The organism is Bordetella petrii, from assembly GCF_020991325.1.
In the GTDB taxonomy this organism is placed as follows: Bacteria; Pseudomonadota; Gammaproteobacteria; order Burkholderiales; family Burkholderiaceae_B; genus Bordetella_A; species Bordetella_A petrii_E.
Genome location: NZ_JAJMLX010000030.1, coordinates 1 through 26,062, shown reverse-complemented (window position 1 = coordinate 26,062; position 26,062 = coordinate 1). Strand labels below are relative to the sequence as shown.

Sequence of the window (26,062 nt, the reverse complement as noted above, 5' to 3'; positions counted from 1 at the left end):
GATGTATGTAGGCTTCTCGCCCGGCAGCGCCACGGACATCGTGGCCCGGGTGGTGTCTGACGAACTGGCCAAGCGCCAGTTGCGCCGTTCGGGCGAAATTGTCGTCCAGGTATTGCCCGGGCACGAGCAAAGCCAGGACGAATTCATCTGCGACCGCGAGCTGGCGCTGCAAGACGGCGCCTGGACGGTCCGAACGTTGTAAAAACTGACTCCCTCTTGCAGGCAAGGGGGCCGCGGGGAGATTTCCGGATTTCCCGAGAAACTCGATATCGATTCATACAATGAGCAAGAACGTAGTGGTGATCGGCACCCAATGGGGTGACGAAGGCAAAGGCAAAATCGTCGACTGGCTGGCCGAGTCCGTCCAGGGCGTCGTGCGCTTCCAGGGCGGCCACAATGCCGGCCATACGCTGTGGATCAACGGCCAGAAAACCATTCTGCGCTTGATTCCGTCGGGCATCATGCACCCCGGTGTCACTTGCTTCATCGGCAACGGCGTGGTGCTGTCGCCCGAAGCCTTGCTCAAGGAGATCGAAGAGCTGGAGGCCGCCGGCCTGGACGTGCGTTCCCGCCTGCAAATTTCCGAGATCTGCCCGCTGATCCTGCCGTACCACATCGCCGTCGACCAGGCGCGCGAGGCCCGTAAGGGCGAGGGCAAGATCGGCACCACCGGCCGCGGTATCGGCCCCGCCTACGAAGACAAGGTGGCGCGCCGCGCCTTGCGCGTGCAAGATCTCTTCAATCCCAAGCTGTTCGACGAAAAGCTTGCCGAGCTGCTCGATTATCACAACTTCGTCCTTACCCAGTACCTGGGCGCACCCGCGGTGTCGGCCGAACAAGTGCGCGACCAGGCCATGGCTCTGGCGCCCACCATCGCGCCCATGGTCAAGGACGTTTCCAGCAATCTGTACGCAATGCAGCAGGCCGGCCAGCGCCTGCTGTTCGAAGGCGCGCAGGGCGCGCTGCTCGACGTCGATCACGGCACCTACCCCTTCGTCACCAGCAGCAACTGCCTGGCGGGCGCCGCCTCGGCGGGCGCCGGCGTGGGCCCGCAATCGCTGGACTACGTGCTGGGCATTACCAAGGCCTACACCACGCGCGTGGGCTCGGGTCCGTTCCCCACCGAGCTGGTCGATGAAATCGGCACGCGCCTGGCCACCATCGGCAAGGAATTCGGATCGGTCACCGGGCGTCCGCGCCGCTGCGGCTGGTTCGACGGCGCCGCGCTCAAGCGCTCGGTGCGCCTGAACGGCATTACCGGCCTGTGCATCACCAAGCTGGACGTGCTCGACGGCCTGGAAAGCATCCAGCTGGGCGTGGGCTACCGCGTCGACGGCGAGTTCCGCGATGTGCTGCCCTACGGCGCCCATGCCGTGGCGCAGGCCGAGGCTGTGCTGGAAGAATTGCCGGGCTGGACCGAATCCACCGTCGGTATTACCGAATACGCCAAGCTGCCGGCCAACGCCCGCCGTTATCTCGAGCGTGTCGCCGAAGTCTGCGGCGTCCCCATCGACCTAGTGTCCACCGGCCCCGACCGCAACGAAACCATCGTGCTGCGCCACCCGCTCAAGGGCTGAGGTCCAATCCACTCGGCTTGGGCGCTGCGCCCGCCGGGTTATCATTTCAAAGCCGCCGCCGGTATTGCCGGTGGGCGGCCTTTTCGTATCCCCCAGGAGACCCCGCCATGAGTGCGCCCGCCAACGACGACAGCCATCTCTGGATCACATGGGACGGCTATAACCGCCTGATCGAACGCCTGACGCTGCAGGTTTACCAGTCGGGCTGGAAATTCGACCTGATCCTGTGTCTGGCGCGCGGCGGCGTGCGGGTGGGCGACGTGATGTCGCGCATTTTCGACGTGCCGCTGGGCATCCTGGCCACCAGCAGCTACCGCGAAGCCGCCGGCACCAAGCAGGGCGACCTGGATATCGCCCAGTTCATCACCATTACGCGCGGGGCGCCCGCCGGGCGCGTGTTGCTGGTTGACGACATGGTAGACACCGGCTTGACGTTCAACCGGGTGCAGGCGCACCTGCAAGAGCAGTTTCCTGAAATCACCGAGCTGCGCAGCGCCGTGCTGTGGTGGAAGGGGCATTCCCAGGCTACGCCCGACTACTTCGTCGACAAGCTGCCCACCAATCCCTGGATCCACCAGCCTTTCGAAGACTACGACAGCCTGCGGCCCCACCAGTTGGAAGCCTGGATCCGCAAGGGTTCGAAGTCATCCTGAATCGGAATGTAACCGCGAGGGTGTAACCCCTTGCGGCGCCTGGCGGCCGGATTGTAGGTGGTTTCTCGCCAAATCCAGGATGCCATGCTAGAATCTCGGGTTACCAGTAAAACCCCGTAGGGGTTGCCAGGGCGCACGGGCGTGGCTTTCTGAGGTTTTTTTGTGCAACGGTTTGCTGTTTTTGCCGTTTAGAACAAAAATCACCCAACAAGCCATGCCGGGCTTGCAGTCAAAGCGTCCTGTGTGATCAACCTTTTTGTTACCCAAAGCAGGCCTGCCACTTTATGCCTATTGTCCGACTGAAGGAAAACGAACCGTTCGAAGCCGCCCTGCGCCGCTTCAAGCGCACCATCGAAAAGACCGGTTTGCTCACCGAATTGCGTTCGCGCGAGTTCTACGAGAAGCCCACGGCTGAGCGCAAGCGCAAGCACGCCGCCGCGGTCAAGCGCCACTACAAGCGGATTCGTAGCCAGCAACTGCCGCCCCGCCTGTACTGATTTTTGTGATTCCAGAATCTATTGATTCCAGAATCATTCATTCAGGATCTGCTCGCCCGGGTCGACGTAGCCGACGTCGTCGGGCGATATGTGCAGTTGCGAAAGGGCGGCGCCAACCTGCTTGGCCTGTGTCCTTTCCATAACGAAAAAAGCCCGTCGTTCACTGTCAGTCCCACCAAGCAGTTTTATCACTGCTTTGGTTGCGGAGCGCATGGCAGTGCCATCACCTTCCTGATGGAGCACACGGGCGCCAGTTTCCCCGAGGCCGTGCGCACGCTCGCCGCCTCGGCGGGAATGACCGTCCCCGAAGAAAACCGTAGTCCGCGCCAGCAAGCCGAATCGGTCCGGCGCAAGGCGGAAGAATCGCGCCACACCAAGGTGCTGGACGCTGCCCAGGCGCATTACCTGCGCCAGTTGCGTGCGTCGCCGGCCGCCATTCAGTACTTGAAGCAGCGTGGCCTTACTGGCGAGATCGCCGCCCACTTCGGCCTGGGTTGGTCGGGCACCGACCGCCACGGCCTGGGAAAGGTGTTCGACAACTACGACGACCCCACCCTGGTCGAGGCCGGCCTGGTCATCGAGTCCGAAGATGGGCGCCGCTACGATCGCTTCCGCGAACGTGTCATGTTCCCCATCCGCAATGTGCGCGGCAGCCTCATTGGTTTCGGCGGGCGCATCATTGGCAAGGGCGAGCCCAAGTACCTGAATTCGCCCGAGACGCCGCTGTTCTCCAAAGGGCACGAACTGTACGGCCTGTGGGAAGCGCGCCAGGCCATCCGCCAGGAAGGGCAGGTGATCGTGGTGGAAGGCTATATGGACGTCGTCGGCCTGGCCCAGCAGGGCATCGCCAACGCCGTGGCGACGCTGGGCACCGCCACCACGCCCGACCATGTCAAGAAACTGCTACGCGCCAGCGACAGAGTCATTTTCAGTTTCGACGGCGATGCGGCCGGGCGCCGGGCCGCATGGCGGGCCCTGCAAGCCTGCCTGCCAGTGCTGCGCGACGATATCGCCATCCGCTTCCTGTTCCTGCCCGCCGAGCACGATCCCGATTCCTACGTGCGCGAATTAGGGGCGGAAGCCTTCCGCGCCTGTCTGGCCGAGGCCATGGCATTGTCGCGGTTCCTGCTCGAAGAACTGGCGTCGCGCCATAACCTGGCCGAGGCCGAAGGGCGGGCCAGTTGCCTGCACGAAGCCAAGCCCTTGTTGGCCGCTATTCCCGAATGTGCGCTGCGCCTGCAGATCGAGCGTGAAATGGCGCGGCAGGTGCAACTGACGCCCGAGGAAATGGCCCAGGTGCTGTCGCAGGCGCCAGCCCGGCCCTTTGCTCCGGTTGGCAATGCGGCCGCCGCGCCGGCGGCACCCGCGCAGTCCGGGCCTGGTCCTGATGATTACGGCCATTTCGACGCGCCGCCCCCGGACTTCGACTACGAGCCCCTTGATGCGGCCTATGACGACAGCCCCCCGCCGGGATTCGGCATGGGCGACCCCGCCGCGCCGGGCGGCGGCTTTTCCCCCGGCGCCCGCCAAGGCGGCAAGAAAAGCGACTGGCAGGGAAAAAAGGGCGACTGGAAGGGCGGCAAGGGCAAGGGTGAATGGCGCGGGCGCCGCGACGACGGCGTGGGCGGGTATGAGGGGCGCCGCACCATGCCCTCGCTGGCCAAGCGCCTGCTGGCCTTGCTGCTGGCCCACCCCGAACTGGTCGACGGCATGGGCGACCAGCAGCTTGAAGTTCTGGACAAAGGCCCCCATTTAGGCTTGGTAAGAGACCTGATCATGTTGGCCCAGGCCAGCGGAGCCCGTCATGTTGGGGCGCTGCTGGAGGCCGCCGATCCCGATTCCGACCTGGCTACGGTGCTGAAAAGCATGCGGGCCGACTTGCTGGCGCAGGAAGACCTGCCCGAACCCCAGATCGAATGGGACGACGCGCTGCGGCGCATCGAATTCGATGCCGCGCGGGCCGAAATGGCAAAATTGGCGGCAGGCGGCTTGGGGACAGATGAAGGACGCCAGCGCTACCAGGAACTGTCCGCGCGCCTGGCAGTCTTAAAGAGTGGTGGAATACGTTAAATGCGGTAGAATTAAAGGTTTTCCAGCGGCGCGGTAGTGAATTCCGGCCACTGGCGCATTTGCAGTACGGATTGCATAGATTCAGCAGTGCACAGATTAAGCAGTACAGATTAGCAAACCCGGATTTAAACCCGGGCAGGGCGCCCGGATTGCGGAGGCAGGCACAAAAAATGCCGGCACGCAGTCACCCGCCCACCCGGTTTGTTACATTATGGTGGCAAGTTACGCAGTCCAGTAAGGGTTTAGGCTGGCAGCGTTGCAGGTACGGAGCTGTGACTATCGCAAGCAGCTTGGGGCAAGGCCCTTCAAGCTGGCAGAGCCTGTCGCAGGCAAGACAGCCCCCGCAACGCCCGCAAACCCTGCTGGAACGAATTCGCGATACCAAGGCGCTCCTGGGCCGCAAGGCCAGACGGAACGCCGGTGGGGCCTCTTGAAAAAGGCCCGCGCTGCGGCCAACGCGGCGCACGCGGTTCAGCTGGCTTGCCTGTTTTACCCGCATCGGCTCCGCTGCGGCGCTTCGGCGCGCACCGGGCCCTTGTGGTGCAATATGCCCCAATCACGGGTTGCGACGACCACGGAAGCGACTATGACCAGAACATCAGGCAAAACATCCCCTGCCAACGACGCGGCTGATACGCCGGCCACCACGGCCAAGCGCACTGTCAGCATGGCGGCGGAAAAAGCGCCTGCCAAAGCGGCAGTGAAGGTCTCCAAGACGGCAACCAAAACCGCTGCCAAGAAGGCAACAAAGTCGGCCGCAACTGACAAGCCCGCCGCCAAGGCGGCTCGCGCCAAGAAGGCCGAAGACAAGCTGGCCGACCTGGTCGGCGGCGCTCGGCCGTCCAGCGGCCGCCGCCCCGGCCGGCCGGCCAAGAACGCCAACAACGATTCCGACGGTTTCGATGATTCCATCGACGGCGATGGCGAGGTTCTGCCCGACCTCAAACCGCCCAAGCGCGGCGGCAAGCGCGGCAAGGCCGATCCCAAAGACCTGATCGCGCGCGGCCCGGTGTCGCCCGAAGAGTACGAGGCGCGCCGCAATCGCCTGAAGCAGCTCATCAAGCTGGGCAAAGACCGCGGCTACCTGACCTACGGCGAAATCAACGACCACCTGCCCGACGACCTGGTCGACGCTGAAGCCATCGACGGCATCATCAGCACGTTCAGCGACATGGGTATCTCGGTCTACGACCAGGCCCCCGATGCCGAAACGCTGCTGATGAGCGAAAACGCGCCGGTTGCGTCCAACGACGACGACGTCGAAGACGAAGCCGAGGCCGCGCTCACCACCGTGGATTCCGATTTCGGCCGCACCACCGACCCGGTGCGCATGTACATGCGCGAAATGGGCTCGGTGGAACTGTTGACGCGCGAAGGCGAAATCGAAATCGCCAAGCGCATCGAAGACGGCCTGAAGCACATGGTGATGGCCATCTCGGCATGTCCCACCACCATCAATGAAATCCTCAGCCACGTGACGCGCGTGCGCGAGGGCCAGGCGCAAATCGACGAAGTGGTCGACGGCCTGGTCGATCCGGAAGACGGCGAAGAATACGCTGGCGCCGGCGTCACCGCCGACGAAGACGAGGGCGACGACGGCCCGGCCGGCGGCATGTCCAGCAAGCAACTGGAAGACCTGCGCGTCAAGGCCCTGGCCAAGTTTGACGAGGTCAGCAAGCAGTTTGAGAAAATGCGCACGTCGTACGAAAAAGACGGCTACAAGTCCGACGCGTACATCAAGACCCAGGAAGCCATCCTGACCGAACTGATGGGCATCCGCTTCACCGCCAAGATGGTGGAAAAGCTGGCCGACACCCTGCGCGCGCAGGTTGAAGAAGTGCGCCAGCTCGAGCGCGCCGTGCTGCATACCTGCGTAGACCGCGCGGGCATGCCGCGCAGCCATTTCATCAAGGTGTTCCCGGGCAACGAAACCAACCTCGATTGGGTGCTGCAGGAAGTGGCCTCCGGCCAACCCTATGCCGCCACCCTCGAGCGCCAGATCCCGGCCGTGCAGGAACTGCAGCAAAAGCTCATCGACCTGCAAACGCGCGTCGTGCTGCCCCTGAAAGACCTGAAAGACGTCAACAAGCGCATGGCCACCGGCGAAGCCAAGGCCCGCAAGGCCAAGCGTGAAATGACCGAAGCCAACCTGCGCCTGGTGATTTCCATCGCCAAGAAATACACCAACCGCGGCCTGCAGTTCCTGGACCTGATCCAGGAAGGCAACATCGGCCTGATGAAGGCCGTGGACAAGTTCGAGTACCGGCGCGGGTACAAGTTCTCGACGTACGCCACATGGTGGATTCGCCAGGCCATTACGCGTTCCATTGCCGACCAGGCCCGTACCATCCGCATTCCGGTGCACATGATCGAAACGATCAACAAAATGAACCGGATCAGCCGCCAGATCCTGCAGGAAACGGGTGCCGAGCCCGATCCCGCCACCCTGGCGCAAAAGATGGACATGCCGGAAGACAAGATCCGCAAGATCCTCAAGATCGCCAAAGAGCCGATCTCCATGGAAACCCCCATTGGCGACGACGACGACTCGCACTTGGGCGATTTCATCGAAGATACGTCCACCCTGGCGCCTTCGGACGCGGCCTTGCACGGTTCCATGCGCGACGTGGTGAAAGAAGTGCTGGATTCGCTCACTCCTCGCGAAGCCAAGGTGCTGCGTATGCGCTTCGGCATCGAAATGAGCACCGACCAGACGTTGGAAGAAGTCGGCAAACAGTTCGACGTTACGCGCGAGCGCATCCGACAAATAGAGGCTAAAGCGCTGCGCAAGCTGCGCCACCCCAGCCGGGCAGATAAACTCAAGAGCTTCCTGGAAGGGCAGTAAGTTTTCAGGGCCTCTAGCTCATGCCTGGTTAGAGCAGCGGACTCATAATCCGTTGGTGCTCGGTTCGACTCCGAGGGGGCCTACCAATCCATTCCTGCGCATGCAGGAACCGACGCCGCCAGCAATGGCGGCGTTTTTCATGGCTGCCCAGCGCAGACGCGTTACGTACCGCAGCCGGGGAAATCAGCGCAGTGTGCGGCCCGGGCACGGCAATTGCTAGGGGCCTCCGGGATCCGCCCGGCATGATTCATGCCCTCGAGCACATGCCGCGCTGGCGCCGGGCCGATTCCCCGCTCTCAACAATCAATAACAGGATCTAGCCATGGAAACTCTGTCAGGACGAGTCGTCAACGGGTTCAAAGTGCACTGCGACATCATGGAACTGCCCACTGGCCATTTTCGCCTTGTGCTTTCCACCCGGAAACTGGGCTTGTTCGAAGAAGACCGGATATGGGATCTACCGCGCGTAAGGGTGTATACCGAGCACTCGGACGCGGAACGCGACGCGCGCGCCATGCTGCGTTCCATCCGCCAGGTGAACGGCGCGTCGGGCGAGCCGAACTTTGCAGCGCAGGGGGAACGGGCCGCGATGCGATAGTCTCAGTACTGAGCCAGGTGCTGCACGAACGTCTGCGATAACGCCGTCTGGGGGCGCAGCGCGCTCCAGAGCACGTAGCTATGCACCTGGATCTCCGGGCTCAGGGGCCGGCTGGTCAGCCCTGGTATGGGCAGGGCGTTCAGCAGGCTGGACTCTACCAGGGCAACACCGGCGCCATGGAATGCCAGGACAATTCCTGTCATTGAAGTGGCCACTTCTATCTGGATGTTCAGCGGGCGCTTGAGAAACGCGTTCAGCCGGTGGCGCAACAATGCCTGGGGCACGTAGGTAATGATGGGATAGGGGAGCAAGTCGTCGACGGCGATCGACTCGCACTCCGCCAGCGGGTGCGTCTGGGGCAGAATGCAGTGCAGTTCCGCGTGACGCATGGGCAATGACTGGACGCCGTCATGCTCGCCAGGGGAAAAGGCCACGCCCAGGTCGACCTGCTCGTTGACCAGCCGTTCGGTGATCAGGTTCGAGTCCATGGATTGCAGCGACAGGCGTACCTTCGGGCGCGCCTTGACGAAATCCGCCACGGCCCGCGCCAGCCACGCATTGGCAATCGGTGAACTGGCCGCAATCGACAGCGAACCCTGGATACCTTCCGCCAGGTCCTGGCTGAAGCGTTCCAGTCCAGCGACCCTGCCGAAAATATCCTGTACTTCCGGCAATAGCGCCCTGGCCTCCGGCGTCGGGGTCAGGCGGCCGCCTTCGCGCCGGAACAGGGTGAACCCCAGGCGCTGCTCGAAGTGCTTGATCGTGGCGCTGACCGCCGGCTGGGTTACATGAAGCAGGCTCGCCGCGCCTGTAATCGATCCCGAGGCCATGACGGCATGGAAGGCCTCTAGATGGCGCAATTGGATGCGGGTAGTCATGGTGGGAAGCTGTCTCCATAAGCTGGCTTTATAGCCGCCTGTGTTTATGTGATTGGCAGCCATCCTGGGCCACTGCCTAGAATCCCCGCACGCCTGAAGCAGGGCGCACTGCCATGTACGCGAGTCGGGCGTGTGCCGTGGGCTTACATCGACCTTTACTGGAGTGTCCATGCACGATAAGCAAGAAACTGTTTACCGGCCCAAGCAGGAGAATCTGTATTTTCCCAAGTATCCCAGATTTGATTCGGCTGAAGCAGAACGCTGGCACCGGCGCCAAAGGCTGGCAGCTGTCTGTCGCGTGTTTGCCAAGTTCGGTTACGAGTACGGTTTCGCGGGCCATGTGACGATACGCGATCCCGAGCACTTTCATCTTTACTGGACCAATCCTTTTGCCATGGATTTCGGGCGGGTCCGGGCGAGCGACATGCTATTGGTCGATCATACCGGCGCCGTGCTGGAGGGACGCTGGGCCGTGAACCGCGCGGGCTTTGTCCTGCACTCGGCCATTCATGAGGCCAATCACGACGTGGTGGCATCGTGCCATGCGCATACGACACACGGCATGGCATGGGCGGCGCTGGGGCGGCCTCTGGATCCCATCACGCAAACCGCTTGCGGCTTCTATGAAGACCAGGCCTTGATCACGGAAGAGGCCGGGGCAGTCGTTGTCGAAAACGATAAAGGCCACGCGGTGGCGCAGGCATTCGGCAACGCGAAAATCGCCATCCATCAGAACCACGGGCTTTTTTCCGCGGGCCGCGAGTCGGTCGAAGAGGCCGCCTGGTGGTTCATCGCGGCCGAACGCGCGTGCGAAATACAGTTGAAGGCGGAAGCCACCGGCAAGCCTTTGAAGATGATAAGCCGCGAGGCGGCGTTGCATTCCAAGAAACACTTGGCAACGCCCTTCATGGCCTGGCTGCATTTCCAGCCTATTTATGACGCCATCGTGCGTGAACAACCCGACTGCCTGCTGTAGTCGGCGAGGCCCCGCAGGGGCCCAATCAAAAAAATAATCGCGATAAAAGGAGAGTAATCATGGCATTTCCCATTAGCACGCGCCTGGCGTGCGCTACCGTCGTGGCCAGCCTTGGGTTCTGTGGCCCGGCCTTGGCGGCCTGGCCCGACGACAAACCCATAGAACTGGTCGTCGGCTTCTCTGCCGGCGGAGAGACCGACGTGCTGGCGCGGACCCTGGCACCCTTCTTGCAAAAGCACTTGTCCGGCGCGGCGAATATCGTCGTGGTGAACAAGCCGGGCGCCTCCGGCGCCATTGCGAATTCCTATGTGCAGCGCGCGCCCAAGGACGGCTATACGGTGGCAATGGTCAATACCCCGCCGATGAACTTCATGCCGCTGGTTCAATCGACACCTTACGATCCGGACCAGTTTGCCCTTATCGGACGGGTCGTCAGCGATCCGACCTTGTTGGTGGCACGTGATGACAGCCCTTACCAGTCGCTCAAGGAGTTGGTCGAGGCGGTCAAGGCCAAGCCCGGAAGCGTGTCGATCGGCCAAAATGGGCTGGGCAGCAATGGTGGGGTGGCCCTGAATGTGCTGATGCTGGAAAGTGGCGCTTCGTTTACCGAAGTACCGTTTGCCGGTACGGGCCAGTCAAAAATCGCACTGATGGGGGGGCATGTGGATATGATCTTCGCCAGCCACACGGCGGTTCCTGATCCCGCTGGCGAGAAAACCAGGCTGCGCCTCCTGGCGCAGTTCGTCGATGCGCGCGCTCCGATGCTGCCGAACGTGCCCACCGCCAAGGAAGAAGGCTTCGACGTGGTTGTTCCGTCCGATCGGGGGCTGGCCGTGGACAAGGGCGTACCGGTGGAGACGCGCGATCGCTTGCAGGCCGCCCTGGAGGCAGCGTTGAAAGACCCGGGTTTCGTGAAGGCGGCCCAGTCGTTCGCTGCCATTCTGGCCTATAAGCCGGGCGAAGCGTGGCAGGCAGACATTGAAGCAGCCAAGGCACCCTTGATGCGCCTTGCCGCCGAGCTCAAGCAGCGAGGGGTGGTGTCAGGGAAGTAGCGAGTTTCCCGCAAGCACAAGGGGCGGGCAGGCAGGTGTGTTCAGCCGGATGCCAGCCCCTGATCATCGTGCCGGGTATTACGTAGGTTCGGCCGGGGGATCCGGCAATAACGGCCGGGATCCGTCTTCCCCATCATTGCGCGCATCCGCCACCGAATGCCAGCCGGCTTCCCAGGCCCGCACCTTGGCCTGCCAGTCACGTATCGATTCACCAGAATGCGCTGGCATGCTGGCGGCTCGATAATAAGGGCAATCCAGCAAGCCCAAGCCTGCGCGGGCGGCCTGGGCGCCCAGGTGCCAGATTTCCATATCCATAAAGTGCTGCGGTAGTGAATATTTGAGTAGACCCGAAGCATGCATCCGACCGGCTTTGCCAGGAAGACGCCGGCCTACTAGTGCATATGGTGAGTTTTTACTAGTAGGGGCTGGCCCAGCGTTGTGCTTTCGGCTGCGCGAGGCCATTCAAGCAGGCAAAAAAATACCCCGCTCGGTAAACCGGGCGGGGTAAAAGCATTACCAAGATGTGTGTGTCGTACCTGGAGAGAGAGAGGTCTTCACACAGAACCTACGATAGACCAAGCGCGCGCGAATGGGGGCAGGCGGTACCCGCCGGCGTGCGTTCTAGTTGCGGCAGATCAAGCCGTGGCCTTGCTGACGGCCCGTGCGGCACGGATAACCAGGGGGGCGAGGTCTTGGCAGGCGCGTTCCAGCGACCAGCGCGGCTTGGGAACCGAGATGTTGATGGCGGCGATGGGCTGCTTGTCTTCGTTGGTGACGGTGGCCGCCACGTTGATGTCGCCCTGGAAGAATTCTTCGTCCGCGTAGGCGTAGCGGCTGTGGCGCGCCTCTTCTATCTGTTTGCGCAGCACGGCGATATCGACGGTGCTGTGGGGGGTATGTTTCTGCAGCGCGGTGGTTGCCAGCTTGCGCTCGAGTTCGTCTGGCGGCAGGTGGGCAAGTACCGCGCGGCCCGACGACGAGGCGAGCATGGGAATGCGCGTGCCCACGGGCATATAAATGGGTATGTGCTTCGAAGTGGGCACCCGCATCACGAATACCATGTGGTCGTCTTCATCGGGCACCGACAGGTTGACGATCTCGCCGCATTCCTGGTTCAACTGGTGTAGCACCGCATGCGCGCGCAGGAATAGCGGTTCGCGCGCCAGGTAGCTGTAGCCCAGGCCCACCGCTTTCACCGTAACCCGGTATCGCTTGGTGTGCGGGTCTTTTTTCAGATAGCCGCATTGTTCCAGGGTATACGCCACCCGCTGCGCGGAACCGCTGGTGATGCCGCATGCCTGGGCGATTTCACGCAGGTTCAGGGTCTCGGCCGCACGGAAAGCCTGCAGCACCGCGAGGCCTTTTTCCAGGGATTGGATGAACAATGCCGATTCGGCCATAAGCTGTCTTTCCTGGGAACCGGCACGAATCGCACCGCTATCGCCTGTCGGAAGGTGAATATTGACAGGCGATGTTATCACCCGCTTTTGTGCCCGGGCGGGAAGGGCGTTTCCTGATTGCCAAACCCAAAATTACGATAAATAATAATCGAATATCAAATTTATTTATCGCTATTCGATATGTTTGTGTCGGATCAAACTGTACCGCCCGCGGTGGACGTGGCCATTGTGGGCGGCGGCATCATCGGTATCAGTACCGCTTATGCGCTGGCCCAGGCCGGTGCGCGCGTGGCGGTGTTCGAGAAAGGCGTGCTGGCGGGCGAGCAGTCGTCGCGCAATTGGGGTTGGGTCCGCACGCTGGATCGCGATCCCGCTGAAGTGCCCCTGGCCATGCGGGCCGGCGAATTGTGGGCCGGTATCCAGTCGCGCGCCGATGTCGGGTTTCGCCGCACCGGCATGCTGTATCTGCAGGAAAACAGCCAGGACGCCGCCCGGCACCAGCGCTGGCTGGACAGCGCGCGCGCCCATGCGCCCGATGCCGTCTTGCTGGATCGCGCGCAGGCGCTGCGCTACCTACCCGAATCGCCTCGATCCTGGGTAGGTGCCCTGTACAGCGCATCCGATGGCGTGGCCGAGCCCACCATGGCGACCCAGGGTATTGCCGCCCTGGCCCGGCACCATGGCGCCAGTGTGCTGGAGCATTGCGCGGTGCGGGGGCTGGATGTGCAGGCGGGGCGCGTGACGGGCGTGGTTACCGAGAAAGGCCCGGTGCGGGCGCAGGCCGTGGTGCTGGCCGGCGGGGCGTGGTCGCGCTTGTTCTGCGGTAATAGCGGCGCCGAATTCCCACAACTGAAGGTCAGGGGGTCGGTGCTGCGCACCCAACCCTTCAGCGGGCCGCTGGCCGCCACCGTGAACGCCAAGGATTTCACCTGCCGCAAGCGCGCCGATGGCGGCTATACCGTGTCGCAGTTCGGTGCGTCGATGGCCGATGTGGTGCCGGACAGCTTCCGGCTGATGAGCAAGTTCATGCGCGCGTGGCTGGCGAACAATGCGTTCGTGAAAGTGCGCTTCGGGAAGCGCTTTTTCGAAGAGCTGGCCATTCCGCGCCATTTCGATCTGGACCGCGCCAGTCCGTTCGAGCGTCACCGCGTGCTGGATCCGTCTGCGTCGCCGCGCGCCATCCAGACCGCATGGCGGCGGCTGACGCAGACATTCCCGGCCTTTCACGCAGCCCGCATCGGACAGGCCTGGGCAGGCTATATCGACGTGACGCCGGATGCCTTGCCGGTGATGTCGCCGGTGGACGGAATTGCGGGGTTCTACCTGGCTTCGGGTTTTTCCGGGCATGGCTTCGGCATTGGGCCGGCGGCCGGTGAACTCATGGCCGACCTGGTGCTGGGGCGCGCGCCGCGCGTGGATGTCCGGCCGTTCCGGTTTTCCCGCTTTACGAAGTAAGGCCGCCGCGGCCCGAACATTTACATGACACAGCACAAGGGGAGTTGCATGAGTTCTACAACGGGCATACACGAACGCGCCACGGTGGTCGACGGGCTGGTGTTTTTCAGTGATGGCAGCACACGCGATATGCTGGCCGGCGGTGTCAGCGCCATCAACCTTACCGTTACCGATATGCGGTCCGATTTCGAGCAGGCGCTGAAAGACGTGATGACATGGCGTCAGCGCGCCCTGGACCCGGATTCGGGGTGGCTGCTAGTGGAAAGCGCTGGCGACATCGCGCGCGCCAAGCAACAGGGCAAGCTGGGCCTGATCATGGGATGGCAGAATGGCCGGCCGCTGGGCGACCAGCTCGATCGCGTGGCGCTGTTTCACACCCTGGGTATGCGCGTCATACAACTGACCTATAACGAAGCCAACCTGCTGGGCGATGGCTGTCTTGAACAGCGCAATGCCGGCCTGTCGGCATTGGGTGTCGAGATGGTGCGCGAAATGAACCGAGTGGGTATCGCCATCGATCTGAGCCACTGCGCACCGCAAACCTGCCTGGACGCAGCCCGGCACAGTTCGCGCCCGGTGCTGTTGACACATGCCAATGCCAATGCCGTGATAAGCCGGCCGCGCAACAAGTCCGACGATGTGATCAAGGCGGTGGCCGCCACGGGCGGAGTAGTGGGCTGCAGCATCCATGCGTACCTGAACTGGCGCGGCGACCCCCGGCAGCAGCCCTTGCTGGAAGACCTGGTGGCCAATGTGCGCTACATCGGCGAACTGGTCGGTTATGAGCATGTGGGCATCGGCACCGATTTCCCGGCCGTGGATACCTATGAAGCAGTACGCCATGTCATGGTGATGTCGCGCACCAAGTACGCCGCTTCCGGCGGTGACTTCTCGAATGCGTTCGGTGACGTGATGGAGGCGCGCTATCCCAGGGAAACGCCCACACCCGCCCAGTTTCCGCACTTGACGCGCGCCCTCGAACAGGGCGGCCTGAGCGAAACGCAGATCCTGGGCGTGCTGGGCGGCAACTTCCAGCGCGCCTTCGCCCAGGCCTGGGCTGCTTGATCGACGAGGAACCATCATGAAGATCCGTCATTTGCTGCAAGCCGTCGCCACGGCCGCGGCCCTTTCCTGTCTGGGCCTGGGTGCCGCGCATGCCGATTTTCCCGAGCGTACCCTGCGCATCGTGGTGCCATACCAGCCTGGGGGTTCTACCGACACGGTGGTGCGCAAGTTCGCCGAACTGGTCGCGCCCGAGCTGGGGCAGTCCGTCATCGTGGAAAACAAGGGTGGTGCCGGCGCCACCATGGGGGCCCGCGCCCTGGCTACCGCCCAGCCGGATGGCTACACGTTGGCCATTCTGCCCAGCCCGGTATTTCGCATGCCTCATATCCAGGATATGGGTTATGACCCCAATCGCGATTTCACCTATGTGATGATGCTTAGCGGGTACACGCTGGGCGTGGCGGTGCCGGCCGATGCGCCGTATCGGACGTGGGCAGATTTCGTTGCCTATGCGCGCGCGCATCCCGGCGAGATCGCCTATGGCACGGCCAGCGTGGGCAGCGCTTCGAATGTCATGATGGAAGATATCGCTCGGCGCAATGGCTTGACGTGGCGGCATATCCCGTACAAGGGCGAGTCGGACGTGCTGCAAGGCGTATTGGGCGGCCAACTGCAGGCCTATGCGGGTTCAACCACGGTGCTGCCCATGGTGCAATCCGGCAAGATGCGCATGCTGGTGACATGGGGGGGGCATCGCAGCGCGCAATTCCCGGATGTGCCCACACTGCATGAACTCGACGGCACGCCGGCGGCCTATGCGCCGTTCGGCATCGCCGCACCGAAAGGGCTGCCGCCCGCCCGTCTCAAGACCTTGCATGACACCTTCAAGCGCGTGGCCGAGTCGGATGCTTTCAAGGCCATCCTGACCCAGTACGGCCAGGAACTGGTCTACCTGGACAACGCCGCCTACGCCAGCTACGCGGCCGAGCAGTTCAAGGCAGAAGCCCAAATCGTGGAAGACCTGGGGCTGAAGACGAACTGAGGCCCCTTCGCACCGCGTTGCCGGCATACCAACCAAGGAGAGCTTCTATGGCCAACGCTGTAAACGACGACAAGAGTGGAATGTCCGGGCGCCGCCGCTTCGTGGCGGGCCTTCTAGGAGGCGCGGCCTTTGCGGCGGGGCTGTCGGCCAGGGCTGCCCCGGCCGCTGCCAACTGGCCCGGGCAGCCCATTCGCCTGGTGGTGGGGTACCCGCCCGGGGGCGGCACCGATACCGTGGCCCGCTTGCTGGCGCAGCAGTTTGCCGAAAGCCTGGGCCAGCAAGTGGTGGTGGAAAACCGCCCTGGCGCCAGCAGCACGATCGCCACGCAGCAAGTGGCGCGCTCGGCGCCCGATGGCTACACCATACTGTTTGCGACGGCCTCGCCGTTGACGGGTGCGCCGCTGACCATGAAAGGGCTGCAGTACGACCCGATGCAAGACCTGGATCCCATTACGCTGGTGGGCAACGGCCCGTTCATCCTGGTGGCCAACCCCGCGTTTCCGCCCAATAGCTTGCCGGAACTGGTCGAATACGCCCGCCAGCATCCAGGCGAGGTGAACTACGCGTCGCCGGGCAACAGCACGGCCAATTATTTTTTCTGCGAACTGCTGAACATGGAGGCCGGCATCAAGACCGTGAACGTGCCTTATAAGGGCAGTTCGGCGCTGGTGAACGACTTGATTGGCGGATACGTGCAATACACCCTGGAAACACCGGGCACGACCCTGCCGCTGATACGTCAGGGCAAGCTGAAGGCGCTGGCCATTCTGCATCATGAACGGCTGAGCAAGGCACCTGAAATTCCCACTGCGGCGGAAGAGGGTTTCCCGCAGTTGGTGGGGGGCTCGTGGTACGGATTGCTGGCGCCCGCGGGCACGCCGCGGCCCGTTATCGACAAAATCCAGCAAGCAACCGTGGCCGCGCTGCAATCGCCGGCCATGCGTACCGCGCTGGACGAGCGCGATGTGCTGGCGCAAGGCAATACGCCCGAAGAGTTCCGCGAGTTCATCCAAGCCGAATATCGCAAGTGGAAAGACGTGACCACGCGCATCGGCATTAAGCCGCAATGACTACAGGCTGCCTATCATGAACACCTCTCTGCATGCCGACCCCGACCTGACGCAGGGCAGTGCGCCGCTGGCCATGCGCCCCACGCTGGCGGGCCTGGACCACATGATCTCGGCGGGCCACTATCTGGCCACCCAGGCGGGGGCGCGAATCTTGCAGGCGGGCGGCAATGCCGTCGACGCCGGGGTGGCCGCCGGCATCGCGCTAGGTGTAGTGCAAAGCGATATTGTCAACTTCGGCGGGGTGGCTCCCTGCCTGGTGTACCACGCACAAACACGCAAGGTATGGAGCATTTCCGGCCTGGGGCACTGGCCCAGGGCGGCCAGCCTGGACCTATTCCTGGACAGGCACGGCGGCCGCATCCCCGCGGGAGTTCTGCGTACGGTTATTCCTGCCGCGCCGGACGCCTGGATTACCGCTCTGGAGCGTTTCGGCACCTTCTCGTTCGGCGACGTGGCGGCCTCTGCCATTCAGTATGCGCGCCAGGGTTTCGTCATGTACCCGCTGATGGCTGAAGTATTGGCCGATCACCAGGACGACTACCGGCGCTGGCCCTCCAGCGCGGCGGTTTACCTGCCGGGCGGGAAGCCCCCCGCGGCGGGCGAGGTGTTCCGCCAGACCGACCTGGCGGCCAGCCTGCAGTACATGGCCGACGAAGAGCGCGCCGGTAGCCGTGATGGCCGCCTGGCGGGGCTTGCGGCCGCACGCCGCGCTTTCTATCAGGGGGACATCGCGGCCGCCATCGTCAATTATCACCGCGTCCACGGCGGCCTGGTCACGCACGAGGATCTACGCGAATTCTCCGTCGAAGTCGAGCCGGCGCTCAGCACCGATTTCCATGGTACGCAGCTGTACAGCTGCGGTTTCTGGTGCCAGGGGCCCACGCTGCTGCAAATGCTGAACATCCTGGAATCGCGCGACCTGCGGCAGCTGGGCCATAATTCCGCGCCCTATATTCATTTGCTGACCGAGGCCATCAAGCTGGCGTTCGCGGATCGCGAGGTGCACTACGGCGACCCGCGCCACAAAGCGGTACCGCAGGAAACGCTGCTTTCCAAGGCCTATGCCCGCCAGCGGCTGGCCATGATCCTGGCCGACCGGGCCGGTCCCGATATTCCGGCTGCGGGCGAGCTGTCGGACGCCGGCCTGTCATCCCCGACCATGCAGGGGCCCGGCGATACGAGCCGCACCGACCCGCGCCTGGATACTTCCTATGTGGCGGTGGTGGACAAGCATGGCAATGCATTCTCGGCCACGCCCAGCGACGGTTCGTACAACACGCCGGTCATCCCCGGCACCGGGCTGTGCGCCTCCAGCCGAGGCAGCCAGTCGTGGGCCGAGCGCGGGCATGCCAGCGCTATCGGCCCGGGCCGGCGTCCGCGCCTGACGCCCAACCCATCGCTGGCAATCCGGCCGGGCAGCTATGTCATGCCGTTGGGCACGCCGGGCGGTGACGTGCAATGCCAGGCCATGCTGCAAACTTTCCTGAACATGGAGGTGTTCGGCATGGATCCGCAGCAGGCGGTCGAGGCCCCGCGCTTCGCCACATTCAGTTTTCCGTCCTCGTTCGAGCCGCACAGTGTGCAGCCCGGCCGCCTGATCATCGAAGATCTGGTGGCGCGGCCAGTGGGCGATGCGCTGGCGGCCATGGGCCATACGGTGCAATGGTGGCGCGACCGCAACTGGCGCGCGGGGGCCATGTGCGTGGTGCGTCATGACACTGCCACGGACATCCGCTGGGGGGCGGCGGATCCGCGCCGGCCCGCCTATGCGCTGGGGACTTGAGCCAGGCAGGCTCGTACAAGTAACGGACGGCTACCGCGAAACTGCGCGCATAGTTTGATGTCTTAATTTGTTTCTTTATGACTTAATAATTTACTTTGCTATTGGTTCGTAAACCGGGCAGACGAGTACAGTGAAAGGGCACGTTCCCTGTAAGTACCTTCAAGAACAACTGGAGAGTCCTATGTTTAATACATCCCCGATGCTGCGGCGCGGAGCCATTGCGGCCATGACCATGGCTGTTGCTGGCTTGGTATTTTCGGGCTGCACCACGACTTCTGACAAAGCGTCCGCCACTGCTACCGAGCAGCGACGGGAAATCAACGCGGGTGCCGACGCCACGCTGACCAAACTGTACGAGACTTCTCCGCAAGCCAAAGAACTGGTCGAGCGCGCCAAGGGCGTTTTGGTATTCCCCTCGGTGATCAGCGCCAGCTTCGTCGTGGGGGCACAGCACGGCAACGGCGTGTTGCGCGTGGGCGGGGCGCCACAGGCTTACTACAGCACCAGCGCCGGTTCCATCGGCTTCCAGGCCGGTGCCCAGTCCAAGGCGGTGGTCTTGTTGTTCATGACCGACCAGGCGCTTGAGCAGTTCCGCAACAGCAATGGCTGGACGGTGGGCGCCGACGCATCGGTTGCCGTGGCCAAGATCGGCGCCAACGGCCGCATCGATTCCAACACGGCCAAGCAACCCGTGGTGGGCTTTGTCATGAACAATGCCGGCCTGATGGCAGGTGTTTCGCTGGAAGGCGCGAAGATCTCCAAGCTTGACCTGTAATCCAGGCGCAGCCTGAGTCTTCCGTTTGCCGGCGCCCCGCGGGGCGCCGGTTTCATTTGCGCGGCCGGGGCGCGCAAGCTGTTTCAGGAAGAGGAATCGCCGCCGGCCTTGGGCGCCGCCTTGTCTACACACGTGAAGTCGACCGTGGCTTCCTTGGGCATCAGGCCGGTGGCATGATTGGAGCTGACCTTGGGCTGCGACCAGCGCTTGCCCAAAGATTCACAATGTTTTTCGGCCTGGTCGCGGGCAATGTTCTTCACTTCCACCCAGGTCTGGAATTTGGCGCCGGCGTTGTACGTGACACGGTAGGTGTCGGGGCCGGTGGCCGTGGTTTCGCTCAGGCTGGAGCATGCCGACAGCAGGCAGAGCGCCGCGGCGCAGGAAAAAGGGCGAAGCAACATGAAGATTCCACGAATAAAGTCAGCGCTATTACAAAGCACCGGGCGCCGATCACGCAAGTGCGCGGCCAAAGTCTTCGCACGGTTCCCCCTCGATGGGAGCATGCGCTAGCCGATGGCGTTGCGGCGGTCGAGCTTGCGGCTCAGCACAATCGAGGTCTGGGTTTGTTTCACGCCTTCCAGCAGGCCGATGTAGTCGAGTAGGTCGTCCAACTGTTCGTGGCTTTCGCAACGCAGGAATACCAGGTAGTCGAACGGCCCGCTGACGGACGACACCTCTTCCACTTCGGGGATCTTGCCCAGCTCGCGAATGACGGCGGCCGGCGTCTTGGGCAGCACGCTGATAAAGCAGTAGGCGCGGACAGCAGCGTCTTCCAGCCTGTGGCCCAGGCGTACGCCATAGCCCGCAATGGCGCCGTCGCGCTCCAGCCGGGCCAGGCGGCCCACCACCGTGCTGCGCGCCAGTTTCAGCTTGCGGGCAAGTATGGCAGCCGGTTCGCGTGCGTTGGCCTGAAGCAGGCTGAGCAACTGGCGGTCGATGGCATCGAGTTTTTCAGGCATGGAATCTCAGTCTGGCTCGGTAGGCAGCCCGCCATGATAAATGCGGCCTTCGAACTCGAACTGCGCAATGGTCTTGGCCGCGGCATCGAAAATCCGGTCTTTCTGTACCGGGGTCATCTGGCTGGCATGAGTCAAGGTGAAGCGGCAGGTGTCGGTCTTGCTGTGGTAACAGGCGCTGGCAATGAACTGGCTGACGCCGTAGTCGTCGGCAAAATGAGCGAACTCGCGCAGTTGTTCAAGTTCGTGGAATGCTCCTGATTGGCTGACCAGGGTCATGCCCAGCTTGGATTCCTGAGCCGGCCCTTGCGCGCCGCCGGTTCGCCTGGCTCCAGACAACGGGGGCGGGGGCGCGTCGTCGTGGTCGTCGAAGCGGGCGCCTATGGTGCGCATGCGCGCCAGCACGATGCGCCACTGCGCTGGCTCCAGGGCAAGCCGCGCGGCCAGGAAGAACAGGCGCTGCTGGCCCAGGGCATGCGTGGCAGGTGAAAGCGTGAAGGCGGCCCAGCCTGCCGCGTCGTCCAATCCGGCCAGCCTGGCCATCTGGGCGTTGCTGTAGCCCAGGCTGTCTTGCAGGTTGCGCAAGGCCTGCGGGGTGGGAGGAACATAGTGCTGAAGGGTTTTCATGGCACGGCTCCGAGGTGGCCGGGCGGCGTCCGATGCGCGGGCCCTCGATTCGATGCTAGCGTGGGGGCGGGCGCTTTGCCAAGCACCCTGCGTGCTAGCATGCCCGCCAGGCAATTCTTATCGCGAGGCTATATGGATACCCAGGAACAAATCGCCGTCATTGTGCATACCATTTCGCACCAGGGTGGGCGAATCGACGCGTTGAACGCCGTCATGGCTTCGATGCTGCATCTGGCCAAATCATCTCCGGGGCTGCGCGAAGCGATTGAAGCGCAACTCGAGCAAAACTATTCCAGCCTGTTGGGCCGTTCCGAAAACCCCCAGTACGTGGCCGGTTTTGAAGGGGTGCGCGATACGGTGCTCGCGGCCCTGAAGTAGCGGGGTTACTCACAGCTTCTGTGGGTAAGCCTTGGGATAGTCTGGGCACAGGGCAAAAATTTCCTTGTGCGACAAGGGCTTGGGGTGCGCGGTCAATCTCTGCGTTGGCCGGGGCCGGAACCGGCCTGCAGCCGAAGGCGCGCCCGGCGCGTGGATAATGAAGCCTACGCTGGCGATTTACCCACAGCTTTTGTGGACAAGTCTTGGGATAGTCTGGGCACAGAATCAAAATCTTCTTGTGCGACAAGCGCTTGCGTTGCGCGCTCAAATTCTGACAGTGTGGCGTGTTCAGGCCGCGGTGGCGATGATGCTGCCCAGCGTGCGCACGGCCTGCGCCATTTCCGGAGTGTAGGCCGAGCCGCAGCTCAGCCGCAGGAAATGGCTGTAGCGGTCGGAATTCGAGAACATGGTGCCGGGCGCCACCCGTATGCCGCGTACCAGGGCCTCCTGGAATACCTGCATGCTGGAACGCTGGCCGGGCATTTCTATCCACAGCAGCATGCTGCCATCGGGCATATTGAAGCGCGTGCCGGCCGGAAAATGTTGGGCCACGGCTTCGGCAACCTGCAGGCGCTGGGTTTTCAGCTGCCGTCGCAGGCGTACCAGGTGGCGGTCGTAGGCCTTGGATCCCATGTATTCCGCCACGGCGATCTGGGCCAGTGCTTCGTTGGGGCGGCTTTGCGCAAATTTCAGCATGGCGATGCGTGAACTCCAGCGCCCGCCGGTCATCCAGCCCAGCCGCATTCCCGGCGCCAGCGTCTTGTGCATGGAAGCGCAGTGGATGATATTGCCGGTGTGGTCCCATGCCTTGAGCGCCGGGCGCAACTGATTGTCGTCGCACAGCATGCCGTAGGTGTCGTCTTCGATCAGTGCCATCTGGTGGCGCTCGCACAAGGCTGCCAGCCGCATTTTCTCGGTGTCCGGCATGACGCAACCCAGCGGGTTCTGGAAATTCGGCACCACGACCACCGCGCGCAGGTGGGGATGAGTCTGCATTGCCAGTTCCAGGGCGTCTACCGACAGCCCGTATTGCGGACTGGTGGGAATTTCCAGCGCCCGCATGCCCAAACTTTCCAGGATCTGCAGCAGCCCGAAATACACCGGCGATTCCACCGCGATGGTGTCGCCGGGCCGGGCCACGGCGCGCAGCGCCAAGTTCACCGCTTCAATGCAGCCATGCGTCACGACGATATCGTCGGGGGCCAGGTTCATGCCCAGTTCGAGCGCGCGGCGTGCCAGCACGTTGCGCAATTCGGGGTGTCCCAGCGGTGGCACGCGGTCTACCAGCACGTTCGAATGCTTGCGCAGTGCCCGGGTCATGGCCTGTTTCAGTGCATCGGCGGGGTAGTGGGCGGGCGAAGCGGCGGCCAGGGCGAAGTTCACGCTGGTGACGTGGCGCTCGCATTGGGTAATGAAGTCGGATACGCGGTCATGGATGCCCACATAGTTCGCGGGGTCCAGCGGCACGCCGAGGTCTGGTTCCTGGGCGGGCAGCATGGCGTGGCGCGGCTTGGCTCGAACGAAGTAACCCGACCTGGGCCGGGCTTCGATCAGGCCGTCGTCTTCCAGTTGCCGGCATGCCTGCAAAGCCGTGGACAGGCTGACGCGGTGGGTGCGCACCAGCGCGCGCACCGATGGCATGCGTTCTGCGGGCGCCAGCACGCCCGCGTGGATGGCACGCCGATAGTGGTCGGCCAGGCGCTGGTATAGGGGTTGCGCGTCCATGTAAGCATGTTGCGCCCTGGCGGGCGTCGCGGTAAGGCACAGATCCCGGGAAAGCTCACCATAACAGATTGAAAATTCACTGTCTGTTACGGCACAGAAAGCCTGGCCGTGTATCTGTTGTGCCCTTGGCGCCGCGCGTAACCTGAAGGTCGTGTATCCGGTTACGAAGGAGATCTGCGATGGATGGCGAAGATGGCTGTATCTCGCGTCAAATCGTGCTGCGGCGCGGCGATGCCTGCACCCTGCGCGGCACGCCTGGCATGGTACTGGTGTGCGCCGAAGGCAGTGTGCGCCGCAGCGAACTCGTTCCGCGCGGCGACGAATTGCCTCCCCAGGCCGTGGACGTAGATCTGCGGCCGGGCGAATCCTATACCTGCGAACGGCCAGGGCCGGTGCATGTGCTGGCGCTTGCACCGGCGCGGCTGTTATGCGTGCAATTATTGCCTTGGTGGCGTGTGCTGGTTCGCCGTTGGCTGCGCGGTTATGCGAATCGTGCTATGATTACAAACATCAGACGCGGGGTGGAGCAGTCTGGCAGCTCGTCGGGCTCATAACCCGAAGGTCGTAGGTTCAAATCCTGCCCCCGCAACCAGTTCAAAAAGCCCGGCGCATGCGCCGGGCTTTTGCATTTGGCCTCCGCACGCCAGGGTTCCCCGCGGCCTTCGGTCGCTTGCATTGCACGCGGTAGGCACGTTTTGTGCTGTAGGCAGCGCAGGCGGCCCACTTGCATGGCCGCCCGCCACCGCGAGGAACCATGCAACAGAACGCCACTGCCTACACCACCGAACGCCGGCACCTGCTCGAAATCATCGATGGCCTGGTCGAGGGCATCGTGCTCATCGATATCAATCGGCACATTGTCTGGGCCAACGACACCGCGCTCGCCTTGCATGGCGTCGACTCCATTGCCGGGTTGGGCGGCACCGCGGCGGGCTATCGCAAGCGGTTTTCACTGCGCTATCGCAATGGGCGCGTGCTGCGCGCCAGCCAGTATCCATTCGATCGTGCCCTTTCCGGCCAGGCGTTCAGCGATCTGGTCGTGCAAGTCGGCAAGCAGAGGGAAAACCAACCCCTGTGCCTGCTGCAGATACGTTGTCTGGTGCTGACCGACGCGCAGGGCGATGCCGACGGCATGGTGCTCGTCATGCAGGACGTCACCGCGCGTCATGACGCCGAGGAGCGGTTCGAACGCACCTTTGCCACCAATCCGGCGCCCGCCTTGATCTGCCGGTTGAAAGGACTGCGGCACATCAAGGTCAATAAGGGCTTCCTGCAAATGACGGGCTACACCTGTGAGCAAGTGCTTGGCCGGACCTTGAAGCAATTGGACGTGCTGAACGAGGCGCGCGGCCGCAAGGCGTTGCTGGCGCGTCTGAAGAACCACGAAACCCTGCCGCAGACCGAAGTCTTGTTGCCCACCGCCGACGGCAGCTTGAAACTGGCGGTGATGGCGGGCCAGCCCATCGATGTGGATGGCGACCCCTGCCTGCTGTTCACCTTCAACGACCTGGAGCCGCGCCGTAGTGTGGAAAACGCATTGCGCAAAAGCGAGGAACGTTTCTCGACGGTATTCCGGCTGGCGCCGGTGCCCATGGTGCTGAGCCGGCGGGACGGGGTGGTCATCGAGGTGAATGAGGCCTTTGCCACGGTAACGGGGTACCAGGCGGACCAGATCGTGGGGCAGCAGGGCGGCCTGGCTCCGCTATGGGTCGACGAGGAGGCCCGGCAAAGCGTAGACGATGCGCTGGAGCGCGGCCAGGGCGTGCGCAACGTCGAGATGCTGTTGCGCACACACGATGGCACATTGCTGGACTGTCTGGCCTCGGCGGACCTGGTTGACATCGGCGAACATCGCTGCGTGCTCGGCGTCATCCAGGACATCACCGAACGCAAGCGCACCGAGGCGGAGCTGATCGCCGCGATCGAGGCTGTCATGCAGGACACTTCCTGGTTCAGCCGCACCGTGATAGAAAAGCTGGCCCAGATCCGCCAGCCGCACCGCGGAACGGCGCGCGGCGATGGCCAACTGTCCGATCTGACCGCGCGCGAACGTGAAGTACTGGGCCTGATCTGCCAGGGTCTGAGCGACGCGGATATCGCGCACCACCTGGGCTTGTCGCGCAATACCGTGCGCAACCACGTGGCTTCGCTGTATAGCAAGATAGATGTGCATCGCCGCAGCGCTGCCATCATCTGGGCGCGCGAGCGCGGGATCGTCGGCATGGAGCGGCCGGGGCGCCGTAATAGATGAAGCGCAAGGGGCGGGCAATGCCGGGCTTCCGCGATGCCCGGGCATGCGATACGATGCCTGAGCCGTTCGCCGGCTTTTCCAGGAGACGCGTCATGGGCACCGCCAAGTATGATCACCCCGGATACATCGCAGACGTCGGGCCGCAGGGCAAATTTTACGTAGGCGTGTGGTGCCCGCACGGCTATCCCGCCCACGTGCATATCGGCAATGCCGCGGCCGATTCCGATGCCAACCTGCGCCTGCGCATTCCCGACGGCGCTTTCCAGTCTTTGTCCGACGATTTCGAAACCCTTTGCCGCCGGGCCATCGCGCAGGCCCTGCATAGCGGCCAGCTGCAAGACAGCCTGGAAGGCTTCCAGGAAACCCGCCTGGCGCTCGACACGCAGCCCTGGAACGGGCCCATGCAGGCGGCGGCCCGGCAGCCGCCTGCAGTGGCTGCCGCCGCGGCG

General features: G+C 63.2%; 24 protein-coding genes, 2 tRNA genes and 1 pseudogene. 20 read left to right on the top strand and 7 right to left on the bottom strand.

Translation table 11 applies throughout. From position 1 onward, the window contains the following. The 8 genes and pseudogenes from LPZ50_RS05330 to LPZ50_RS05295 all read left to right on the top strand — a co-directional run. A pseudogene (locus LPZ50_RS05330) lies at nt 1-202 on the top strand (hypothetical protein); the annotation flags it as partial. A gap of 79 nt (nt 203-281) precedes the next feature. Next, on the top strand, nt 282-1,577 hold the full coding sequence (locus tag LPZ50_RS05325; RefSeq protein WP_230658553.1) for an adenylosuccinate synthase: 1,296 nt from the start codon (nt 282-284) through the stop codon (nt 1,575-1,577). A gap of 107 nt (nt 1,578-1,684) precedes the next feature. After that, a complete protein-coding gene (locus LPZ50_RS05320; protein ID WP_230658550.1) occupies nt 1,685-2,230 on the top strand; it encodes a phosphoribosyltransferase in 546 nt (181 codons plus the stop codon). A gap of 284 nt (nt 2,231-2,514) precedes the next feature. Beyond that, nucleotides 2,515-2,727: a 30S ribosomal protein S21 gene (gene rpsU, locus LPZ50_RS05315; RefSeq protein ID WP_006218592.1), complete on the top strand. Its 213-nt coding sequence runs from the start codon at nt 2,515-2,517 to the stop codon at nt 2,725-2,727. Between the two features lie 21 nt (nt 2,728-2,748). Further along, on the top strand, nt 2,749-4,797 hold the full coding sequence (dnaG, locus tag LPZ50_RS05310) for a DNA primase (protein ID WP_230658546.1): 2,049 nt from the start codon (nt 2,749-2,751) through the stop codon (nt 4,795-4,797). A 586-nt stretch (nt 4,798-5,383) separates the two neighbouring features. After that, complete coding sequence (gene rpoD, locus LPZ50_RS05305) at nt 5,384-7,642, top strand: RNA polymerase sigma factor RpoD (RefSeq protein ID WP_230658543.1); 2,259 nt, start codon at nt 5,384-5,386, stop codon at nt 7,640-7,642. Between the two features lie 7 nt (nt 7,643-7,649). After that, nucleotides 7,650-7,728 (top strand) — tRNA-Ile (locus tag LPZ50_RS05300). Nucleotides 7,729-7,964: 236 nt separating this feature from the next. Further along, nucleotides 7,965-8,240, top strand: a complete 276-nt coding sequence (locus tag LPZ50_RS05295) for a hypothetical protein (protein ID WP_230658541.1) — start codon at nt 7,965-7,967, stop codon at nt 8,238-8,240. Between the two features lie 2 nt (nt 8,241-8,242). On the opposite strand, the gene LPZ50_RS05290 is transcribed toward LPZ50_RS05295, so the two are convergent. Continuing rightward, nucleotides 8,243-9,118 carry a LysR family transcriptional regulator gene (locus tag LPZ50_RS05290; RefSeq protein ID WP_230658538.1) on the bottom strand — a complete coding sequence of 292 codons (876 nt, stop codon included), beginning with the start codon at nt 9,116-9,118 and terminating at the stop codon, nt 8,243-8,245. A gap of 169 nt (nt 9,119-9,287) precedes the next feature. Between LPZ50_RS05290 and LPZ50_RS05285 the strand changes: the two genes are divergently transcribed. Then, entirely contained in the window at nt 9,288-10,094 is an 807-nt protein-coding gene (locus LPZ50_RS05285) for a class II aldolase/adducin family protein (RefSeq protein WP_230658556.1), read from the top strand. Between the two features lie 59 nt (nt 10,095-10,153). Then, nucleotides 10,154-11,146 carry a tripartite tricarboxylate transporter substrate binding protein gene (locus tag LPZ50_RS05280; protein WP_230658535.1) on the top strand — a complete coding sequence of 331 codons (993 nt, stop codon included), beginning with the start codon at nt 10,154-10,156 and terminating at the stop codon, nt 11,144-11,146. A 78-nt stretch (nt 11,147-11,224) separates the two neighbouring features. Here LPZ50_RS05280 and LPZ50_RS25375 read toward each other — a convergent pair whose 3' ends face one another. Beyond that, nucleotides 11,225-11,455 (bottom strand): CrpP-related protein, encoded by a 231-nt coding sequence (locus LPZ50_RS25375; RefSeq protein ID WP_329957641.1) that lies wholly within the window; start codon nt 11,453-11,455, stop codon nt 11,225-11,227. A 326-nt stretch (nt 11,456-11,781) separates the two neighbouring features. Beyond that, nucleotides 11,782-12,546, bottom strand: coding sequence for an IclR family transcriptional regulator (locus tag LPZ50_RS05275; RefSeq protein ID WP_230658532.1), 765 nt, complete (start codon nt 12,544-12,546; stop codon nt 11,782-11,784). 180 nt (nt 12,547-12,726) lie between these two features. Here LPZ50_RS05275 and LPZ50_RS05270 point away from each other — a divergent pair, with 180 nt between their 5' ends. The 6 genes from LPZ50_RS05270 to LPZ50_RS05245 all read left to right on the top strand — a co-directional run bounded on the left by LPZ50_RS05270 (nt 12,727) and on the right by LPZ50_RS05245 (nt 19,676). Then, nucleotides 12,727-14,001 (top strand): NAD(P)/FAD-dependent oxidoreductase, encoded by a 1,275-nt coding sequence (locus LPZ50_RS05270; RefSeq protein ID WP_268903223.1) that lies wholly within the window; start codon nt 12,727-12,729, stop codon nt 13,999-14,001. Nucleotides 14,002-14,049: 48 nt separating this feature from the next. Then, a complete protein-coding gene (locus LPZ50_RS05265) occupies nt 14,050-15,066 on the top strand; it encodes a dipeptidase (protein WP_230658527.1) in 1,017 nt (338 codons plus the stop codon). A 16-nt stretch (nt 15,067-15,082) separates the two neighbouring features. Then, nucleotides 15,083-16,048: a Bug family tripartite tricarboxylate transporter substrate binding protein gene (locus LPZ50_RS05260; protein WP_230658524.1), complete on the top strand. Its 966-nt coding sequence runs from the start codon at nt 15,083-15,085 to the stop codon at nt 16,046-16,048. A 47-nt stretch (nt 16,049-16,095) separates the two neighbouring features. Beyond that, nucleotides 16,096-17,118, top strand: coding sequence for a Bug family tripartite tricarboxylate transporter substrate binding protein (locus LPZ50_RS05255; RefSeq protein WP_230658521.1), 1,023 nt, complete (start codon nt 16,096-16,098; stop codon nt 17,116-17,118). Between the two features lie 16 nt (nt 17,119-17,134). Continuing rightward, complete coding sequence (locus tag LPZ50_RS05250) at nt 17,135-18,901, top strand: gamma-glutamyltransferase family protein (protein WP_230658518.1); 1,767 nt, start codon at nt 17,135-17,137, stop codon at nt 18,899-18,901. 181 nt (nt 18,902-19,082) lie between these two features. Further along, nucleotides 19,083-19,676, top strand: coding sequence for a YSC84-related protein (locus tag LPZ50_RS05245; protein WP_230658515.1), 594 nt, complete (start codon nt 19,083-19,085; stop codon nt 19,674-19,676). An 83-nt stretch (nt 19,677-19,759) separates the two neighbouring features. Here the strand turns inward: LPZ50_RS05245 and LPZ50_RS05240 are convergent, their stop codons facing one another. The 3 genes from LPZ50_RS05240 to LPZ50_RS05230 form a co-directional block, all read right to left on the bottom strand. Continuing rightward, nucleotides 19,760-20,077, bottom strand: a complete 318-nt coding sequence (locus LPZ50_RS05240) for a hypothetical protein (protein WP_230658512.1) — start codon at nt 20,075-20,077, stop codon at nt 19,760-19,762. Between the two features lie 105 nt (nt 20,078-20,182). Further along, nucleotides 20,183-20,635 carry an Lrp/AsnC family transcriptional regulator gene (locus LPZ50_RS05235; protein WP_230658509.1) on the bottom strand — a complete coding sequence of 151 codons (453 nt, stop codon included), beginning with the start codon at nt 20,633-20,635 and terminating at the stop codon, nt 20,183-20,185. 6 nt (nt 20,636-20,641) lie between these two features. Next, the gene (locus tag LPZ50_RS05230) at nt 20,642-21,259 is read right to left on the bottom strand and encodes a hypothetical protein (protein ID WP_230658506.1); all 618 of its coding nucleotides are present in this window, start codon (nt 21,257-21,259) and stop codon (nt 20,642-20,644) included. Between the two features lie 132 nt (nt 21,260-21,391). On the opposite strand from LPZ50_RS05230, the gene LPZ50_RS05225 reads away from it, so the two are divergent. Further along, nucleotides 21,392-21,637, top strand: coding sequence for a hypothetical protein (locus LPZ50_RS05225; protein ID WP_230658503.1), 246 nt, complete (start codon nt 21,392-21,394; stop codon nt 21,635-21,637). 288 nt (nt 21,638-21,925) lie between these two features. Here the strand turns inward: LPZ50_RS05225 and LPZ50_RS05220 are convergent, their stop codons facing one another. Further along, nucleotides 21,926-23,362 carry a PLP-dependent aminotransferase family protein gene (locus LPZ50_RS05220; RefSeq protein ID WP_230658500.1) on the bottom strand — a complete coding sequence of 479 codons (1,437 nt, stop codon included), beginning with the start codon at nt 23,360-23,362 and terminating at the stop codon, nt 21,926-21,928. Between the two features lie 515 nt (nt 23,363-23,877). Here LPZ50_RS05220 and LPZ50_RS05215 point away from each other — a divergent pair. From LPZ50_RS05215 to LPZ50_RS05205, 3 genes are all read left to right on the top strand, one after another. After that, nucleotides 23,878-23,954, top strand: a tRNA-Met gene (locus tag LPZ50_RS05215). Between the two features lie 162 nt (nt 23,955-24,116). Continuing rightward, entirely contained in the window at nt 24,117-25,613 is a 1,497-nt protein-coding gene (locus tag LPZ50_RS05210; RefSeq protein ID WP_230658497.1) for a PAS domain S-box protein, read from the top strand. 92 nt (nt 25,614-25,705) lie between these two features. Next, nucleotides 25,706-26,062, top strand: a 357-nt coding sequence (locus LPZ50_RS05205; protein WP_230658494.1) for a hypothetical protein, incomplete at its 3' end; no start/stop codon positions are given.